General features: G+C 63.7%; 18 protein-coding genes. 11 read left to right on the top strand and 7 right to left on the bottom strand.

Going from position 1 to position 18,145, the window contains the following annotated elements:
* Nucleotides 1–8 precede the first annotated feature (8 nt).
* On the top strand, nucleotides 9–1,331 hold the full coding sequence (locus AWB76_RS09245) for a replication protein O (RefSeq protein WP_244173278.1): 1,323 nt from the start codon (nucleotides 9–11) through the stop codon (nucleotides 1,329–1,331).
* Between the two features lie 125 nt (nucleotides 1,332–1,456).
* Here the strand turns inward: AWB76_RS09245 and AWB76_RS42060 are convergent, their stop codons facing one another.
* The gene (locus AWB76_RS42060; protein WP_244173285.1) at nucleotides 1,457–1,906 is read right to left on the bottom strand and encodes a hypothetical protein; all 450 of its coding nucleotides are present in this window, start codon (nucleotides 1,904–1,906) and stop codon (nucleotides 1,457–1,459) included.
* Here AWB76_RS42060 and rpoD point away from each other — a divergent pair.
* Nucleotides 1,796–3,634, top strand: a complete 1,839-nt coding sequence (gene rpoD, locus AWB76_RS09240) for an RNA polymerase sigma factor RpoD (protein ID WP_244173284.1) — start codon at nucleotides 1,796–1,798, stop codon at nucleotides 3,632–3,634. The two genes, AWB76_RS42060 and rpoD, sit on opposite strands and share 111 nt — an antisense overlap.
* 92 nt (nucleotides 3,635–3,726) lie before the next feature.
* On the opposite strand, the gene AWB76_RS09235 is transcribed toward rpoD, so the two are convergent.
* The 3 genes from AWB76_RS09235 to AWB76_RS09225 all read right to left on the bottom strand — a co-directional run bounded on the left by AWB76_RS09235 (nucleotide 3,727) and on the right by AWB76_RS09225 (nucleotide 6,774).
* Nucleotides 3,727–4,029 (bottom strand): hypothetical protein, encoded by a 303-nt coding sequence (locus tag AWB76_RS09235; RefSeq protein WP_244173277.1) that lies wholly within the window; start codon nucleotides 4,027–4,029, stop codon nucleotides 3,727–3,729.
* 290 nt (nucleotides 4,030–4,319) lie between these two features.
* Entirely contained in the window at nucleotides 4,320–5,867 is a 1,548-nt protein-coding gene (locus AWB76_RS09230) for a methyl-accepting chemotaxis protein (protein WP_061159804.1), read from the bottom strand.
* A 202-nt stretch (nucleotides 5,868–6,069) separates the two neighbouring features.
* On the bottom strand, nucleotides 6,070–6,774 hold the full coding sequence (locus AWB76_RS09225) for a glutathione S-transferase N-terminal domain-containing protein (RefSeq protein ID WP_061159803.1): 705 nt from the start codon (nucleotides 6,772–6,774) through the stop codon (nucleotides 6,070–6,072).
* Nucleotides 6,775–7,153: 379 nt separating this feature from the next.
* On the opposite strand from AWB76_RS09225, the gene AWB76_RS09220 reads away from it, so the two are divergent.
* Together AWB76_RS09220 and AWB76_RS09215 are read left to right on the top strand one after the other, a co-directional pair.
* Nucleotides 7,154–7,657 (top strand): hypothetical protein, encoded by a 504-nt coding sequence (locus AWB76_RS09220; protein ID WP_061159802.1) that lies wholly within the window; start codon nucleotides 7,154–7,156, stop codon nucleotides 7,655–7,657.
* Between the two features lie 74 nt (nucleotides 7,658–7,731).
* Nucleotides 7,732–8,499 (top strand): SDR family oxidoreductase, encoded by a 768-nt coding sequence (locus AWB76_RS09215; RefSeq protein ID WP_061159801.1) that lies wholly within the window; start codon nucleotides 7,732–7,734, stop codon nucleotides 8,497–8,499.
* An 8-nt stretch (nucleotides 8,500–8,507) separates the two neighbouring features.
* Here AWB76_RS09215 and AWB76_RS09210 read toward each other — a convergent pair whose 3' ends face one another.
* Entirely contained in the window at nucleotides 8,508–8,738 is a 231-nt protein-coding gene (locus AWB76_RS09210) for a hypothetical protein (protein WP_061159800.1), read from the bottom strand.
* A gap of 180 nt (nucleotides 8,739–8,918) precedes the next feature.
* Between AWB76_RS09210 and AWB76_RS09205 the strand changes: the two genes are divergently transcribed.
* The 7 genes from AWB76_RS09205 (at nucleotide 8,919) to AWB76_RS09175 (ending at nucleotide 17,042) form a co-directional block, all read left to right on the top strand.
* Nucleotides 8,919–10,892 (top strand): sigma-54-dependent Fis family transcriptional regulator, encoded by a 1,974-nt coding sequence (locus AWB76_RS09205; protein ID WP_061159869.1) that lies wholly within the window; start codon nucleotides 8,919–8,921, stop codon nucleotides 10,890–10,892.
* A gap of 193 nt (nucleotides 10,893–11,085) precedes the next feature.
* Nucleotides 11,086–12,141 (top strand): ATP-NAD kinase family protein, encoded by a 1,056-nt coding sequence (locus AWB76_RS09200; protein ID WP_061159799.1) that lies wholly within the window; start codon nucleotides 11,086–11,088, stop codon nucleotides 12,139–12,141.
* 20 nt (nucleotides 12,142–12,161) lie between these two features.
* Nucleotides 12,162–13,157 (top strand): thiamine pyrophosphate-dependent dehydrogenase E1 component subunit alpha, encoded by a 996-nt coding sequence (locus AWB76_RS09195; RefSeq protein WP_061159798.1) that lies wholly within the window; start codon nucleotides 12,162–12,164, stop codon nucleotides 13,155–13,157.
* A gap of 18 nt (nucleotides 13,158–13,175) precedes the next feature.
* Entirely contained in the window at nucleotides 13,176–14,192 is a 1,017-nt protein-coding gene (locus AWB76_RS09190; protein WP_061159797.1) for an alpha-ketoacid dehydrogenase subunit beta, read from the top strand.
* Nucleotides 14,192–15,316: an acetoin dehydrogenase dihydrolipoyllysine-residue acetyltransferase subunit gene (locus AWB76_RS09185; protein WP_061159796.1), complete on the top strand. Its 1,125-nt coding sequence runs from the start codon at nucleotides 14,192–14,194 to the stop codon at nucleotides 15,314–15,316. Before AWB76_RS09190 ends, AWB76_RS09185 begins: the two co-directional genes overlap by 1 nt.
* A gap of 132 nt (nucleotides 15,317–15,448) precedes the next feature.
* Nucleotides 15,449–16,192, top strand: coding sequence for a lipoyl protein ligase domain-containing protein (locus AWB76_RS09180; RefSeq protein WP_061159868.1), 744 nt, complete (start codon nucleotides 15,449–15,451; stop codon nucleotides 16,190–16,192).
* A gap of 19 nt (nucleotides 16,193–16,211) precedes the next feature.
* Nucleotides 16,212–17,042, top strand: coding sequence for a hypothetical protein (locus AWB76_RS09175; protein ID WP_061159795.1), 831 nt, complete (start codon nucleotides 16,212–16,214; stop codon nucleotides 17,040–17,042).
* A gap of 9 nt (nucleotides 17,043–17,051) precedes the next feature.
* Here AWB76_RS09175 and AWB76_RS09170 read toward each other — a convergent pair whose 3' ends face one another.
* Together AWB76_RS09170 and AWB76_RS09165 are read right to left on the bottom strand one after the other, a co-directional pair.
* A complete protein-coding gene (locus AWB76_RS09170) occupies nucleotides 17,052–17,582 on the bottom strand; it encodes a YMGG-like glycine zipper-containing protein (RefSeq protein WP_082864388.1) in 531 nt (176 codons plus the stop codon).
* 49 nt (nucleotides 17,583–17,631) lie between these two features.
* Entirely contained in the window at nucleotides 17,632–17,988 is a 357-nt protein-coding gene (locus tag AWB76_RS09165; RefSeq protein WP_061159793.1) for a hypothetical protein, read from the bottom strand.
* Nucleotides 17,989–18,145 lie beyond the last annotated feature (157 nt).

Genomic DNA, 18,145 nt, shown 5'->3' with positions numbered 1-18,145 from the left:
TATTTGACATGCATATCGCGCAACATTCCGTTGCAGGCGAGGCTGTATCTCGCCCTGAAAACTTCAAGTCTTTGCCTGCGGCAGAGGATCAACAGGCTCTCGATGATTACGCCTGCGATCGAACTAACCTGCCTTGGGTGATCTTTCGGGCCGCGCATCGCGCCACACACACGGCCGCCCTGCCCGCTCGCGCACGCGCTTTGTTCGCTGCCTTGGCTCGGACAGTCGACGCCGCTCGTCCCTTCGCGGCCATCTTTGCGCGCCGCGAGTTGCTTACGGGACGCGCACAACAATCGATGCGCACGTTCTATCGCAGCATGGACGATCTTGAAGCGGCGGGTTTCATCACGCGGCCGCCGCAGACGCGTTATGGTGCTGCCGGGCTGTTCGGTCGTGCCTATATCCACCTGACGAAGAAAGCCGCCGAATTGCTCGGTCTCGTCGAGCCAACCGCAGACGCCAGCGAGCAACCCCCTTCGCCAACGGAACAGCCCGCTGAGGCCGACGCGGCGCCTTCTTTCGTCCCTCCGTCTGTCACCGTGGCAGACGGCGCTATATATAAGGATCTAATCCCTGATACTCAAAAGAGACAACCAGGGCGACTCCCCGCGGATCTTCGCCGCCTGCTGTCTCTGGGATTTCGTGAATTTCTGATCTTCAAGCTGATGCGCGAGGCGAAGGCTCACGGCAAGCTTCTGTCCGACGTCGTTGAGGCGAGCTGGGCTCCATTGCGGCAGGCGACGCATCCCATCAGCTATCTCCGCACACTGCTGCGCGCGCCGGTCGATTTTGCCTACCGTGCGCGTACTCAGCGGGACGCACAAGTCCATGCGCAAATCGAGCGCGCTCGTTCAGAACGTACCGACACGGTCATCGCCGGGCTCGCGGGTCAGTCGTTCGTCAGCCGAGACGGATTGCGTCGCTATCGCGTATCCGACGATGCGCGCACCATCCTCATTCATCATCGCGACGAAGTGCAGCCTCGCGTCCACGCCGGCGCGTGGGCACCGGATTTTGTCGCTGCGCTCGAGGCTGGGCATATTCAGCCCGCGAGTACCGACATGCATCAAGACGCAGAGAGTCATTCCTTGCAAGACTCACTTGCGCGTCCGCCTGAGCTTCGGCGTAAGTCTGAAACGCACCTGAGCGACTTGAAGGCGCTTCTGCGCTTGAAGACAGCCGATATCATCCCATCTGCTACATCGAGGGAAGTTCCAAAACCGCTGCACCACGGCGCGTCAGGTTCGTCGCCTCTGAGTTCGCTCTTGGAGACGATATCGCGAGTGGCCGCATCGAAGGAACTTCGCAATTTGCCGGGACTAAAGGCGTGAGTGCACGGCTGAGTATCTCGGCAGGTAAACATCAGACGAATACCAGACGCTTGCGCTGTCGAGAAAACTTTTTTGAAACAGGCTGCTGCGTCGCAGCATATTCTGGTATACTCTAAGGTTGCGCCTTATTGGGCGATTGGAAAACGCAATAACCGCGTGCATGCGGTTTGCGTGCTTTGCTCGATGCGATTTTCAGCAAGCCGTCCGTGGTCGAAGCTGTCATCGAAATCATCGCGAGCCGTTACGCTCGCTACCGGGGATCTGTCGTCGCCGAGCAAACCTGTCGAGGAGAAAGTATGGCAAGTTTTGATCGGGAAGATTCGGAGCTGGATATCGTCGCGCCGGCGCGTAAGGCACCGGGCCGGCGGGCGAACAAAGGGAAGGGCCAGGCCGGCACGATACAGCCCGATGTCGCAATGACCGCCGAACAGAATGAAGAGCGTCAGCGTCAGATGCGCGCGCTCATCCAGTTGGGCAAAGAGCGCGGCTACCTCACGCACGCCGAGATCAACGACCACCTTCCGGATAATTTCGCGGAAACGGCGGCGATGGAAACCATCGTCAGCACGTTCCACGACATGGGTGTCGCGGTCTACGAGCAGGCGCCGGACGCCGAAACGCTGCTGCTGAGCGATAACGCGCCGAGCGTCGTCGCGGACGAGCAATCCGAGGAAGAAGCGGAAAACGCGCTCTCGACCGTCGATTCCGAATTCGGCCGTACGACCGATCCCGTTCGCATGTATATGCGCGAAATGGGCGCGACCGAGTTGCTCACGCGCGCGGGCGAAATCGCCATTGCGAAGCGCATCGAAGACGGGCTGCACGAGATGATTCAGGCGATCGCGGCCTGTCCGTCGACCGTCGCGACCATTCTCGCGGATGCTGCGCAAGTCGAATCGGGCGAGCTGAAAATCGACGAACTGGTCGATGGCCTCAAGGAAGAGGACACGGCTGACGAAGAGATTTCGGCTCCGGATACGACCGATTCCGCCGACATCGAGACGGATACCGATGAATCCGACAGCGACGAAGATGACGACGACGATCTCGACGGCAGCGGCGACGCCGGCGCATCGAACGAAGCGCGTCTGAAGCAGCTCAAGGCCGATTGCCTCGAGATCTTCGCCCGCGTGCGCGAACTCGCGGAACAAGCGAGCACTGCTAAGGGTTCGGGCGCGGCTGCGACGAAGGCTGTCGAAAAGGCGCGCACGGAAATTCAGCGCGAGCTCGGTTCGATCCGCTTCACGGCCAAGACCATCGACCGTTTGTGCGCCGACGTTCAGCAACAAGTCGCGCAAGTGCGTGAATTCGAGCGTCGCGTGTTGCAGATCGCGGTGGATCGTTGCGGCATGCCGCGTGAGAAGTTCGTCGAATCGTTCGTCGGTCATGAGACCGATCTCGAATGGACCGCGCGCGCGGCGGCGTCGTCGAAGCAATACGGCGCGTCGCTCGAGCGCAGCCTGCCGGCGATTCAGGCGGAGCAGCAGAAGCTCATCGACATCGAAGGCGTCGTGCAGATGCCGCTTCAGCAACTGAAGAAGATCAACCGTCAGATGACGGCTGCCGAGCTGAAGATGCGTCAGGCGAAGCGCGAAATGATCGAGGCAAATCTGCGTCTCGTGATTTCGATCGCGAAGAAGTACGTGAACCGCGGCATGCAGTTCCTCGACCTGATTCAGGAAGGCAACATCGGCCTGATGAAGGCAGTGGACAAGTTCGAATATCGCCGTGGCTGGAAGTTCTCGACGTATGCCACGTGGTGGGTTCGTCAGGCTGTGACGCGTTCGCTCGCCGACCAGGCGCGCACGATCCGCGTGCCGGTTCACATGATCGAAACGATCAACAAGCTGAACCGCATTTCGCGCGAGATCCTGCAGCAGACCGGTCAGGAAGCGCATCCGTCGGTGCTGGCCGAGCGTATGGAAATGCCGGAAGAGAAAATCCGCGGCATTCTCAAGATCGCGAAGCAGCCGGTGTCGCTCGAAACGCCGGTCGGTGAAGATGCCGATGCGACGCTCGGCGACATGATCGAAGATCAGGGCGCCGCGTCTCCGGCCGATGCCGCCGTGCACGCGAACATGCGCGCCGCGATCGACGATGCGCTCAACGCGCTGTCGCCGCGCGAGGCGAAGGTGCTGCGCATGCGCTTCGGTATCGACACGGCTTCGGACTACACGCTCGAAGAGCTGGGCAAGCAGTTCGACGTGACGCGCGAGCGTATTCGCCAGATCGAAAGCAAGGCGATGCGCAAGCTCATGCATCCGAGCCGCGCCGACAAGCTGCGTCCGTTCCTGGATCGCTGATCCGCCGGGCCGCCTGAACTCACGTTCGGGCGAACTCGAAAGCGCGTGCCGCCAGAGATGGCGGCACGCGCTTTTTTATTTCCGCGATAGCTTCAGCCGTGCGTCGTTCCCTTAGGCATGCTTGATGATGCGCATGCCTGTAGTGCGACGATCGCCTTGTTTGCCAGCGTGAGCGTTTCCTCGCAGGCGAGACGGTCGCGGAAGATCGAACATCCGCCGCCGGCGTTGACTTTCGCCACCGCGTTGCGCAATTTATCGAGCGCGGATTGCGGCGATCCTGCATCGCGGATAGCCGATGCGAGATCGAACGCGCTGCCGGCATCGGTTTCGACGTAACCGGGACATTGAGTCTGCGCGTGGGCCGCTGCGCAGATCATGCCGATCGCGGCGATCAAAGAAAAACGCCGCGCGCGAAAGGAACGAGGAGGGGAGTCGAAGAGAACCATGAGCGTCACCATCGTCAGAAATCGCATCGAAGAACTATGTGTCCGGCGAATTCGTGGCGGCTCGAAACGACGAATGCTTGTCCACAGAAACAGTGGGCAAGCATGTGGATATCCTGAGCATCGCCGGGCCAAGCTCTTGATGTGTAACGCTTTTAACCCGGCGGACGAAATTCGCGCGTTGCTTCGCTTTCCATTCTGAACCCGTTGGAAAAATCGCGCCGGGCGCGTGAAAGCGACGGCTAAACCTGGAACGCCTGAACCGTCTGTCCGAGTCCGCGCGCCTGCGCATCGAGCGAGAGCGCGGCCGTCGCCGCCTCGTTCACGAGGGCCGCGTTCTTTTGCATCAGACGATCCATCTGCGATACGGCATCGTTCACTTCGTCGATGCCGCTGCTTTGCTCGCGCGACGCCGTCGCGATCGCTTCGATGAGTGCCGATACATCGTCGACGGAATTGAGCAGATCGGCGAGCGTCGTGCCCGCGCGTTTGACGGTCGAGCCGCTGGATTCGACGTGCGCATTCACTTCGCGCGTCAATTGCGAGATTTCCTTCGCCGCACCGGACGAACGGCGCGCGAGTGCGCGCACTTCTTCCGCGACGACCGCAAAGCCGCGTCCCAGCGATCCCGCGCGCGCCGCTTCGACCGCGGCGTTCAATGCGAGCAGATTGGTCTGAAACGCAATCGATTCGATCACGCTCGTAATTTGCCCGATCTGCGCCGAACGCGACGACAAATCGGTCATGCGCGCAATCGCATCGGCGACGGCGCGTTCACCGTCCTTTGCCCGTTCCGATGCCTCCTTCGCAAGCTCGCGCGCACGATTCGCGTGATCGGCGTTCGCGCGCACCGTCGATGCAATCTGCTCCATGCTCGCCGACGTCTGCTGCAGACTCGCCGCGTGTTCCTCGGTGCGCGCCGACAGCGCGTGATTGCCTTCGGTGATGTCCGCCGCCGCGATGCCGATGGTCTGCGTCGAACGCTTGATGTCGCCGACCATCGACGCGAGCTGGCTGCGCATCAAACTCATCGCGTGCATGACGCTTTGCGTGTCGCCGCGCGCGACGGGCACCTCCGTCAGAAGATCGCCTTGCGACACGCGCCGCGCGACGCTTGCCGCGAGTTCCGGCTCGCCGCCGAGCTGGCGCATGAGCGAGCGCGCCATCGAAAAACACAGCCAGCCGACGAGCGCCACGCCCGCGACGATGCACGCGCCCACCGTCCATTGCACGATGCGGCTCACGCGCTGCGCGTCGTCGTATTCCTGCTGCGCGGCGGTGAGCTGAAACGCGCGCAGATCGGTGCTTTCCTTTTTGACCCGTTTGGCTTGCGGCTCGATTTGCTGCGTCACGATCCACTGCGCTTCGGAGAGATTGCTGGCGCCGAGCAGATCCGTCGACGGGCGGAAGCCTTTGTCGCGCAGCGTCGCCCAATCCGTGGCGAGGCGGTTTGCGAGCGGCGCTTCGCTCGAATCGAGCGGATAGCGCAGATAGCGGCCGAGCAGGGCATCGATATTCGCGATGCGTTCCTTCGTCGACGCGACCACGGCCTGAGTCTTTTGCGCCGATGGATCGAGCACGGCGTCGCTGATCGCGAACTGACTTTGCGTGATCAGTTCGTCGATGCTCGAGATGGTCTGCAGCGCCTGCGCGCGGCCTTCGAACACGTGACGCAGCGCGGCGTTGCCTTGCTGGACGCCGAATAATCCGACGCTGCCGACGGCGACGAGCACGGCGGCGACCGCGCCCGTGACGATCGCGAGGCGCGCCTTGACTGTGAGCTTTGACATTTTCGGTAGAAGAGAGAAGTGCGCGGGGACGTCCGGCGGCCCCGGGTCGCCGCGTTGCACGGCGCGAAGTGGCAATCGTCAGACATTTGTGGAGAGCGCAATCTACCGGTCGTTCGAGACGGTTTCGTGACAAGCGTCGGCCGGTACGCGCCGCAACCGTTTGCGTGCGCGTTTCCAACAGCAAGGCACGACACGGGCGCGATCAGTCGCGCTTCGGAATCTCCAGGCCGCGCTTCACGGCGGGGCGCGCGAGGAACGCATCGAGCACGCGCTCGACGTTCTTGAACTCGTGAAAATCGACCAGCTCGCGCGCTTCGTAAAAGCCGATCAGATTGCGCACCCACGGAAACGTCGACATATCGGCGATGCTGTATTCGTCGCCCATGATCCAGTCTCGGCCTTCGAGCCGTTTGTCGAGCACGGCGAGCAGCCGCTTCGATTCCGCGACGTAGCGCGCACGCGGACGCTTGTCCTCGTATTCCTTGCCCGCGAACTTATGAAAGAAGCCGACCTGACCGAACATCGGGCCGACGCCGCCCATCTGGAACATCAGCCATTGCAGCGTCTCGTAGCGCTTCGCCACATCGTCCGGCATGAATTGGCCGCTTTTCGCTGCGAGATAGACGAGAATCGCGCCGGATTCGAAGAGCGGCATCGGCTCGCCGTTCGGCCCGTCGGGATCGATGATCGCGGGAATCTTGTTGTTCGGATTCAGCGACAGAAACTCATCCGACATCTGATCGTTCTTGTCGAAACGCACGAGATGCGGCTCGTAGGCCAGGCCGGTTTCCTCGAGCATGATCGAGACTTTCACGCCATTGGGTGTCGGCAGCGAGTAAAGCTGGATGCACTCGGGATGTTGAGCGGGCCATTTGCGGGTGATGGGGAAATCGGCAAGCGCGGTCATGTAGGGTCCTCGAGGGTCGAATCGCCGAATATAACGACTTCACGGAATTCGTGCCCGAAGACACCACGGCGCGCGTTGTCATCGGCTCGACGCATCGAAGAGAAAAGATTGAGGGATCTCGTACAGACGACTTTTGTCGAAGCGCAGAATCTGTCCTTACCTCGACTACAAAAGCGATTGTAGGAATCGCTGCACGAATACGAGGATTGCGCGTAGCGCCTCAGGTCAAGAAGTCAACCAACAACGAAGAAACCAGGCCCCTTCCGGGAACGATGCAGCGCTAACGCGGCGTGCGGGCCGGCTCACTGGCTCGCTTATTGCATCGATTCGGATGCCCGTGCATCCGTGTCGGTCTGACGAACCGTTGGTTACTGCTGCCATGAAAACCGCTCCTCTCGCAAAGCTCACCGCATTCGCTGCCGTGGTCGGGGGACTGCTGCCCAGCCTGTGCGCCGCGACACCGCTCGAAAGCCAGCTCGACTGCAAATCCAGTGCGCACAGCTTCATCGCGCCGCTCGTCGCGGATAAGTCCATCGATGCGCACCCGATGCGAGTCGAGGCGAACTCCGTCAACGCGTTCAAGCCGACGAAGGACAGCGGCCTCACCGCCTACGGCTTTCGCGTCTACGCCGTGCTCGGCTACGAGCAGGGCGACGACCTGTTCAAGCGCGGCAGCGGCCAGCCGGTCAACGATTCCGCATACGGCGTCGTCGTGCTCGGGGCATCGGAGACGGTGGAGGCGAAAGTGCGCGAGTCGGGCAGTACGGCCGTCGTGAAACAGGTGATACCGATGCTGATGACCGCCGTGTTCTGCGATGGCAGCGGCGTGCGCAATACCGCGACGGCGGGCCCGGTCACGACAGAGGCATCGCGTAATCGCTGATTCATCGTCGATAATGTTCTCCCGATTTCAGCGCGCGGCAGGTGTCGCGCGCACCACGACAGGAGAACGCCGATATGTCTGACGCAGCCAACCAGTCTCAACGAATCGCCATCGTCACCGGAGCGGGTAGCGGCATCGGCCGCGCGGCGGCGCTGGCTCTGCTCGGCGACGGCTGGTCGGTCGTGCTGGCGGGACGGCGTCCCGCGCCGCTCGAAGCGGTGATCGGCGAATCGAACGCGGGCGAGCGCGCGCTCGCCGTGCCGACCGACGTGTCCGATCCGCAATCGGTCGAAAAGCTCTTCAAGGCGGCGGTCGAGCGTTTCGGCCGCGTCGATCTGCTGTTCAACAACGCGGGCGTGACGAATCCGCCCGGGCCGTTCGAGGACTGGACGCCGGAGCAATGGCGCAATGTCGTCGATATCAATCTGAACGGCATGTTCTTCTGCCTGCAGCAGGCGTTCCGCACGATGAAGGCGCAAACGCCGATGGGCGGCCGCATCATCAACAACGGCTCGATTTCCGCCAGCGCGCCGCGCCCGAACTCGGCGGCCTACACGGCGACGAAGCACGCGGTGCAGGGCCTCACGAAAACCGCATCGCTCGATGGCCGCAAGTACGACATCGCGGTCGGCCAGATCGATATCGGCAATGCGTTCACCGAGCTGTCCGAGCGCATGTCGAAGGGCGTGCCGCAAGCGAACGGCGAGATCGCCATCGAACCGATGATGGACGTGAAGATCGTCGGCCAGTCGGTGCTCTACATGGCGAATCTGCCGCTCGAAGCCAACGTGCTGTTTCACACCGTGATGGCGACCAAGATGCCGTTCGTCGGCCGCGGCTGACTTTCCTGCTACGCGGTGCGATACCAGACGCGAATCCCCGAATACCAGTGACTCACGCTGGTATCGTCGCCGGCGCCGAACGTCGAGAGGCTCTCGACGTTCAGCACGTCGACATCATTCTCCGCAATCCACCTGTTCGCGCGCTCGACCAGCGCCGTGCCGTTCTCGTACACATTGCCCTTGATGAGGTGATGCTGCACGATCTGTCGCTCGAAGTCTTCGTAAGCGATCTTCGCCATCCGCTGTCTCCTGTGTTTTCATTTTTGATGCGCCGAGTATCGGCAGCCGTTTATGTTGCGGCGCAGCGCTATCGCCGCATGACGCATCCTGCCGATTCGAGCATCATATGGCCTGAGACACGCTCGTGCGAATTGGTGAATTCCGCGTGCGGGCGGCATAGGAACGCCAAGGAGAGCGCGATGGACATGCGGCAACGCGAGCACATCGAGGCAGTGGTGGCGGCGACGACGCGGGCGGACGCGCTCGGTTCCGCGCGCACGCACGACAGCATCATCCAGTCTTCGTGGCGGCGTTGCGTGCATCAGTACGGGCTCGATCCGTCGCGCATGCAGGAAGCGCGCATCCTGCCGCAGACGCGTTTGCGGGAGCATCAGCAGCGCATCGACGATTTCGCGCGTATCGCGCGTCACGGGCTCGAAACGCTGTACGAGCAGGTCGCGGGCATGGGTTACGTCGTGTTGCTCACCGACGCGCTCGGCGTGACGGTCGACTATATCGGCGATGCGAACACGGATTCCTCGCTGCGTCGCGCCGGGCTCTATCTCGGCGCGGAGTGGAGCGAGGCGGGCGCGGGCACGTGCGCGGTCGGCACGGCGCTCACGACGGGCCAGGCGCTCACGGTCCATCAGATCGATCATTTCGATGCGACGCACATTCCGCTCACCTGCACCGCCGCGCCGCTCTACGACTCGCGCGGCGCGCTGTCCGCGATCCTCGACATCTCCGCGCTCGTGTCGCCGCAAGCGCGCGACAGCCAGAATCTCGCGCTGCAGCTCGTGCGCATCTACGCGGGACACATCGAGAATGCGAACTTCCTGCGCACGCATCGGCAGGACTGGATTCTGAAGCTGAACACATCGCCGGAATTCGTCGATGTGAATCCCGAATATCTGATCGCGCTCGATGCGGGCGGCCGCATCGTCGGGCACAATCGGCGCGCGCACGCGATGCTCGCGGCGGAAATCGGCCGGCCGATCGCGCCGGGCGAGACGGCGGCGTCGCTGATCGGCGTGCCCTTCGATGCACTGTTCGATGCGCGCATCGAAGAGCTGGGCCGTTTCGTGTATTCGCGGCCGAGCGAATTGCGTGCGGTGCCGCTCGCGAAATCGGGCGCGTTGCTCTATCTGAGCGTGATGCCGCCCGCGCCGTGCGTGACGCCGGCCACGCACGCGGATGCGCCGCGCAGCGTGCAAGTGCCCGCGCCGCTCGCTGCGCTATGCGGTGGCGATGCCGCGCTCGCGCGTCAACTGGAACGCGCCGCGAAGCTCGCCGATTCGCCGATCAATCTGCTCGTCAACGGCGAAACCGGCAGCGGCAAGGAATATTTCGCGAAGGCGCTGCATCGCGCGAGCGCGCGGCGCGCGGGGCCGTTCGTCGCGGTGAATTGCGCGGCGATTCCGGAGACGCTCATCGAAAGCGAATTGTTCGGGCATTTGCCGAACAGCTTCTCGGGCGCGGGCCCGAAAGCCAAACGCGGACTGATTCAGGAAGCCGACGGCGGCACGCTCTTTCTCGATGAAATCGGCGACATGCCGCGTGAGCTGCAATCGCGTCTGCTGCGCGTGCTGGCCGAGGGCGAAGTGCTCGCGATCGGCGCGTCGCGGCCCGTATCGGTCGATGTGCGCGTCATTTCCGCGACCCATCACTCGCTCGACGCGCTCATGCACGACGGACGTTTTCGCGAGGATCTCTACTATCGGCTGAACGGCGCGCGCTTCACGCTGCCGCCGTTGCGCGAGCGAAGCGACCTCGACTGGCTCATCGACAAGTTCCTCGAAGGCGCGGTTACGTTGTCGCCGGGCGTGCGCGAACGGCTGCATCGGCATGAATGGCCGGGCAATCTGCGCGAGCTTTGCAACGTGCTGCGCTATGCGCGCGCGGTGTGCTCGAACGGTTCGATCGACATCGACGATCTCCCGGAAGGATTCGGCGGCGTGCCCGCGCCGGCCGAAGCGCCGCGCGTGGTCATCGAGGATTTCGATCCGCATCGGCTGCCGCCCGAAGGCATGCTGCTGATGCAGTATCTGCGCGCGGCGAGCTGGAACCTGAGCGCGGTGGCGCGGCAAATCGGCGTGAGCCGCATGACGCTGTATCGGCGCATGGCGCGCTATGGCATCAAGTCGCCGAATCAGCGCGACGCCAGCGGCCACTGAAACACGCGATACGCCTGTCCCCCCGCCGATACACCTGCCGCTGTGACACCTGTCACGGCGGCGCCCCGTACACCCCAGAAAGCGCCCGTTTTCTGCGGGTAATCCCTCGCTTTTTCGCGCTTGTGAGCGGCTTTCCGATTGGCATAGCGCTTGCCTTTATCCGCCGCACAAAACACACAACGGAGACACAGGCATGCGTGACAGCGCGGCGCCGCTCGTCGGCATCATCGCCAATCCTGTTTCGGCGCGCGACATCCGGCGCGTCATCGCGAATGCGAACAGCCTGCAGCTCGCGGATCGCGTGAATATCGTGTTGCGGCTGCTGTCGTCGCTCGCGTCGTGCGGCGTGAAGCGCGTCTCGATGATGCCGGATCGCGAAGGCCTCAAAGTCATGCTCCAGCGCCATCTTTCGCGCAAGCAAGGTCCGGACGCCGCGCTCGCCAAAGTCGATTTCCTCGATATGCCCGTGACCGCGCGCGTCGACGACACCTTTCGCGCCGCGCACATGATGCGCGAAGCGGGCGTCGATGCGCTCATCGTGCTCGGCGGCGACGGCACGCATCGCGCGGTCGTGCGCGAGTGCGGCCAGGTGCCGATCGCCGGGCTTTCGACGGGCACGAACAACGCCTATCCGGAAATGCGCGAGCCGACCATCTCGGGACTCGCCACGGGTCTCTACGCAACCGGCCGCGTGCCGTCGAACGAAGCACTCGCATCGAACAAGCTGCTCGAAATCGAGATTCGCGATGCGAAGGGCGGCGTGCGCCGCGACATCGCGCTCGTCGATGCCGTGATCTCGCACGAGCATTTCATCGGCGCGCGGGCGCTGTGGAAGATCGATACGCTCGCCGCCGTCTACGTCTCTTACGCCGATCCGCAGGCGATCGGCATGTCGGCGATCGCGGGTTTGCTGGAGCCGCTCGGCCGGCATGACAAGGGCGGACTCGCGATCGAGCTCGGCAGGAAAAGCGCATGCGAATTCGAACTGCATGCGCCGATCGCGCCGGGCCTCGTCGAAGCCGTGCCGATCGCGAACTGGGCGCGTCTCGCCGATGGCGTGCCGCATCGCGTGAAGCAGACGAGCGGCATCGTCGCACTCGACGGCGAACGCGAGCTCGCATTCGGCCCCGGCGACGAAGTGACCGTCACGCTGAGGGAAAACGCCTTTCGCAGCATCGATGTTGCCGCGTGCATGCGCTACGCGGCGGCGTCCGGACTGATGCGTCAGTCCAGCAGCAACATCCGCTAGACCCACCAAAGGAGACAGAGATGACAGCGACGCAACATGCGGGCGGCTTGCCGCTCTCCAAGGACGAACTGTTGAGCGCGTATCGCAAGATGCGCACGATCCGCGATTTCGAAGAGCGCCTGCACGTCGATTTCGGGCGCGGCGACATTCCCGGCTTCGTGCATTTGTACGCGGGCGAGGAGGCGGCGGGCGTCGGCATCATGACGCATCTGAACGATGGCGACCGCATCGCGAGCACGCATCGCGGACATGGACATTGCATCGCGAAGGGCGTCGATCCCGTCGCGATGATGAAGGAGATCTACGGCAAGAAAGGCGGCTCGTGCAACGGCAAGGGCGGCTCGATGCATATCGCCGATCTGTCGAAAGGGATGATGGGCGCGAACGGCATTCTCGGCGCGGGCGCGCCGCTGATCTGCGGCGCGGCGCTCGCGGCGAAGTTTCGCGGCAAGGGCGAAGTCGGCATCACGTTCGCGGGCGATGGCGCGTCGAATCAGGGCACTTTTCTCGAAAGCCTGAATCTCGCGGCGGTATGGAATCTGCCGGTGATCTTCGTGATCGAGAACAACGGTTACGCGGAGTCGACCGCGCGCGATTACGGCACGGCGGTCGATAGCTACGTCGATCGCGCGGCGGGCTTCGGCATTCCGGGCGTGACTGTGGACGGCACCGATTTCTTCGCCGTGTACGAAGCGGCGGGCGAGGTCATCAAGCGCGCGCGCGAAGGCGGCGGTCCGGCGCTGCTCGAATGCAAGATGATCCGCTTCTACGGCCACTTCGAAGGCGATGCGCAGACGTATCGCGCGCCGGGCGAAATCGACGATATCCGCTCGAACAAGGATTGCCTGAAGAAGTTCGCGGCCGCCGTCACGCAAGCCGATGTGATCTCTCCGGGAGAACTCGACGCGATCGACCGCGAGGTCGCCGCGCTGATCGACCGCGCGGTGCAGGAAGCGAAGGACGCGCCTTTGCCGACCGCCGCCGATCTGCTCACCGATGTCTACGTCAAATACTAAATCGAGGAGACAAGCATCATGGCCCGCAAACTGAGCATGAAGATGGCGATCAACGAAGCCATCGATCAGGAAATGACGCGCGATCCGAGTGTGATCGTGCTGGGTGAGGATATCGTCGGCGGCGCAGGCGCGGACGGCGAGAAGGACGCGTGGGGCGGCGTGCTCGGCGTCACCAAAGGTTTGTACGCGAAGCACGGCGATCGTCTGCTCGACACGCCGCTCTCGGAGTCCGCCTATGTGGGCGCGGCGATCGGCGCGGCGGCGTGCGGCATGCGGCCCGTCGCGGAACTGATGTTCATCGACTTCATGGGCGTGTGCTTCGACCAGATCTTCAATCAGGCGGCGAAGTTCCGCTACATGTTCGGCGGCAAGGCGGAAACGCCCGTCGTGATCCGCGCGATGGTCGGCGCGGGCTTTCGCGCGGCGGCGCAGCACAGCCAGATGCTGACGTCGCTCTTTACGCACATTCCGGGGCTGAAGGTCGTGTGTCCATCGACGCCGTACGACACGAAAGGACTGCTGATCCAGGCGATCCGCGACAACGATCCGGTCATCTTCTGCGAGCACAAGAATCTCTACGGCTTCGAAGGGGAAGTGCCCGAGAACTCGTACGCGATTCCGTTCGGCGAGGCGAACGTCGTGCGCGACGGCAAGGACGTGTCGATCGTCACGTACGGATTGATGGTGCATCGCGCGCTGGAGGCGGCCGCGACGCTCGCGAAGGAAGGCATCGAAGCGGAAGTCGTCGATCTGCGCACGCTGTCGCCGCTCGATATCGACACGGTGATCGAGACAGTCGAGAACACGGGACGGCTCGTCGTCGTCGATGAAGCGAATCCGCGCTGCAACATCGCCACGGACATTTCGGCGCAGGTCGCGCAGCAGGCGTTCGGCGCGCTGAAGTCAGGCATCCAGATGGTCTGCGCGCCGCATACGCCGGTGCCGTTCTCGCCGACGCTCGAAGATTTGTACATCCCGAGCGCCGCGCAGATCGCCGACGCCGCACGAAAAACCATGAAGGGAGGAAAGCACTGATGTCCGCAATCACACCGATCGTGATGCCCAAATGGGGCTTGTCGATGAAGGAAGGCACGGTGAACGAATGGCTCGTGGAGGAGGGCACGGAGATCACCGTCGGCATGCCGATTCTCGATGTCGAAACCGACAAGATCGCCAATGCCGTCGAAGCACCCGACGCGGGTTTGCTCAGGCGCCGGGTCGCGTCGGCGGGCGATACGCTGCCGGTGAAGGCGCTGCTCGGCGTGCTCGCGCCGTCCGAGGTCAGCGACGCCGATATCGACGCCTACGTGTCGTCCTACGTGACGCCCGCCGACGACGAAAAGGAGGGTGAGGAAGCGGCGGCGTATCACTTCGTCGATGTCGACGGCATCCGCGTGCGCTACGCATCGCGCGGCGGCGACGATGCGAGCAGAGCCGCGGTGCTGTTCATCCACGGCTTCGGCGGCGATCTCGACAACTGGCTCTTCAATCTCGATGCGCTCGCCGAGAAGAACCGCGTGTTCGCGCTGGATTTGCCCGGCCACGGGCAGTCGACGCCGACAGTGCCGGGGACTTCTTTGGCGGACTTGGCGGGGTTCGTCGGCAAGTTCATGGACGCGGTCGGTCTGGACAAGGCGCATCTCGTCGGGCATTCGATGGGCGGCGGCATCGCGGCGCAGATGGCCGTCGATCAGCCGGCGCGCGTGCAGTCGGTATCGCTGATATCGCCGGCCGGTTTCGGCGATGAAGTGAACAACGCGTACACCGAAGGCTTCGTCACGGCCGAATCGCGGCGCGAACTGAAACCGGTCGTCGAACTGCTGTTCGCGAATCCCGAACTCGTGAGCCGCCAGATGCTCGACGATCTGCTGAAGTACAAGCGGCTCGACGGCGTGAGCGACGCGCTGACATCGCTGAACGGCGGCTTGTTCGCGGGCGGGAAGCAGAGCGCGCAGCCGGGCGGCAAGCTGGGCGCGTCGGGCAAGCCGGTGCTCGTGATCTGGGGCGGGAAGGACCAGATCATTCCCGCCGCGCACGCGAAAAATGCACCGGAAGGTGCGACCGTTCGTGTGTTCGACGACGCCGGGCATATGAGCCAGATGGAGAAGGCGAACGAAGTGAATGCGTTGTTGAAGGAGCAGGTGGGCAAGGGCGGCTGATCGCTTTTCGCCCGCACGCGCCCCGCCGGAGAAGGCCGCCGACGGGGCGCGTCGCATTTCGCGGTTCATTTCGGCGATATTGGCTACCATGCTGGGATGGCGTCGTTCGCGACGCGTCCGGACATCGATTCCATGCCCTTCCAACTGATCGATCCCGCCTCGCTTTCCGGCGATCCGCTCGACGCCGAAGAAGCGCTGCTCGCGCGCGCCGCCGCGGGCGATGCCGTCGCGCACGTCTGGGAAGCGCCCGCATCGCTCGTCGTGCCGCGCAGCTATCAGCGTTACGCTGCGCTCGCCGATGCGCGCGAGGCCTTCGCACAACGCGGCTGTCCCGTGTGGCTGCGTCTGTCGGGCGGCGGCCTCGTTCCGCAAGGTCCGGGCATTCTCAACCTGAGTCTCGCGTACCCGGTGCACGCGCCGATGGGCGCGCTGTCCGAAACCGTCTACGTTCATCTGTGCAGGATTCTCGCGGATGCGCTCAACTCGCTCGGCGTGCTGACGCATTGGCAAGCCGTCGAAGGGTCTTTCTGCGATGGCCGCTTCAATCTCGCCTGGGGCCCCGGCGACGACGCCCGCAAGATCGCGGGCACCGCGCAATACTGGCGGCGCGTGCCGCACGCCGACAAGGACGCGCCGCTCTACGCGGTGCTCGTGCATGCCGTCCTGCTCGTCGATGCCGATCCGATCGAGATCAACGAGCGCGCCAACGCGTTCGAAGCGATGATCGAAAGCGGACGCCGTTACGAGGAAATGCGCATCGTGACGGTCGCGCAGGCGCTCGCCTACGAATGTTTTTCGATGCCCGCCGACTTGCGCGAGCGCGTGCGCGCCGAATTGATCGAACGCGTGAAGGAAGCGTCGCCGCCGGAACAATAGAAATCGCATCGAGGTGGCCATGCCGCTCAGAAGTGCTTCGAACGGGTTCTTCTTCGCGCTGTGGGTGGCCGTGTGCGCGGCCGCGCCGGAATTTCTGTGGCAAGGCCTTTTCTCCCTCTTCGGCCATTTCTCCCCGACCGATGCCGCCGCCGCGCTTCTCATCGGCGCGATTCTGGCGTTTTTCGTCGAACCGGTGCTGGAACGCCTGCGCGGCCTGTCCGACGCGCACGCGCATGCGGAGAAATCCCCGGCCTTCGCCGCGTGCGAGGCGTTGAGCTTCGCGATCGTCGCCGTCTGCGTGCACGAGGCGATCACCGTGTATGTCGCGGCCAGTCATTCGAACGAGCAGGCGAGCGAAAACCTCGTGAAAGCCGTGGCGCAGGCGCTGCAATGGGCGATCACGCCGTTCTTCATCACGATTGCGTGGATGGCGGCGCGCGCGCAGCCGTGGATCGCGTGGCCGGTCGCGGCGCTGTCGATCATCGTCGGCTTGTTCGTCGGCGTGATGTTCGGCTGGAGCGCGCACGTGCTCGCGACGAGCGCGATTCCCACGATAGCCGTGCTGATCGCGGGATGCATCATCGTGCGGGAACAATGGGATGCGCGCACGTTCAGGCGCTGCGCCCGCGCGACCGGTGTGATCGCGCTCGCCTGGCTCGTGCTGACGGGCGCGCTGCAACTCGTGCTATGGCTCGCGCACGTGCAGGCGTTTCGCGTCTACGAGCGATCGGAGTTCTGGAGCGACCTGCGGTTTTACATCGGCTGGGTGACGGGCTTGCTGGTCGCGCCGTCGTTCGTGCCCGATGCGCCATTGAGCGCCGGCGGCGATGACCGGCACGCGCGGCGCTGACTCAGTTTCTCAATACGTTCCGGGCGGCGGCTGCCAGCCCGGCGGCGGAGGCGGCGGTGGAGGCGTGGTGGAATAAGCGCCGCCGGATGGCTGCACCATTCGCGTGGCGCCGCGCACCGGCACCTTGTCACCCGCGGCATACATGCATTGCAGATACGAATAGTCGTAACGTTGCTGCACGTTATAGCCCGATGCCTGCGATGCCCCGACGCCGAACGCGCTGCCGGTCAACAGACCGGCGCCCGCGCCGATAGCCGCGCCCGAGCCGCCGCCGAACGCCGCGCCCGCCGCCGCGCCGAGCGCAGTGCCGACGACCGCGCTGCCGACTGCGCTGTTGGTCGCCGCCTGATTCGCGTCCACGCCGCCGACCTGCTGAAGGGCGAACTGGCGGCACGAGGCATCGTCGGCGCGGAACTGGTCGAACGTCTTGGTGCTGCCGGGCAGCGCCATCACGCTCGGGCCGGTAGGCATCACGGTGCAGGCAGAAAGGCCGATTGCGCCGATTGCCGCCAGTAAAACGCCAAGCCTTGAGTAGTTCATGGATTTCTGCAAATTCGCTTCGTTATCGGATTTCTGAGTGCCGAAAGCATCAGTTCGACGGCGGCGGCGTCGCCGGAACCGGACGCCATGCGTTGGCGCATTGCTTCACGTACGGGTAGTAGGCCCTGGCGGAGTCGCAGTAGTACCACATGCCCGGTTCCTGCGCGGGCGCGCCCGGATCGGCGGCGGGCTGGCCCTGCTCGACATACTGAGTCGGCGCGGCAGGCTGGACGACCACGGGCGGCGGCGGATAGTAGTAATACGGCGCCGGTGCGGGCGCGACGGGATACGGGTAATACACGGGTCCGCCGACCCACACGCCAACGTGCGACCAGGCGTACGCGTTGGCGGCCACGCCCGCGCTCGCGACCAGCGATAGCGCGACAAAAGCCTTGAGGCGATTCACGTCCTTCTCCAGAAGAAATTGTTTGCGATGTCGACGCCCATAACGGAATTCCGGCCTCCGCTGTTGACTGGACATGGCGCATCTTTCAACGCTATTCCCTTTGCTGGAGAAATTCAATTACACGAGCCGACGCGTATTTTTCGGCGCGTTACCCGGT

It is taken from the genome of Caballeronia temeraria, assembly GCF_001544795.2.
GTDB lineage: Bacteria > Pseudomonadota > Gammaproteobacteria > Burkholderiales > Burkholderiaceae > Caballeronia > Caballeronia temeraria.
Note: the sequence above shows the minus strand (reverse complement) of the source record. Positions and strands in the feature narration are given on the sequence as shown.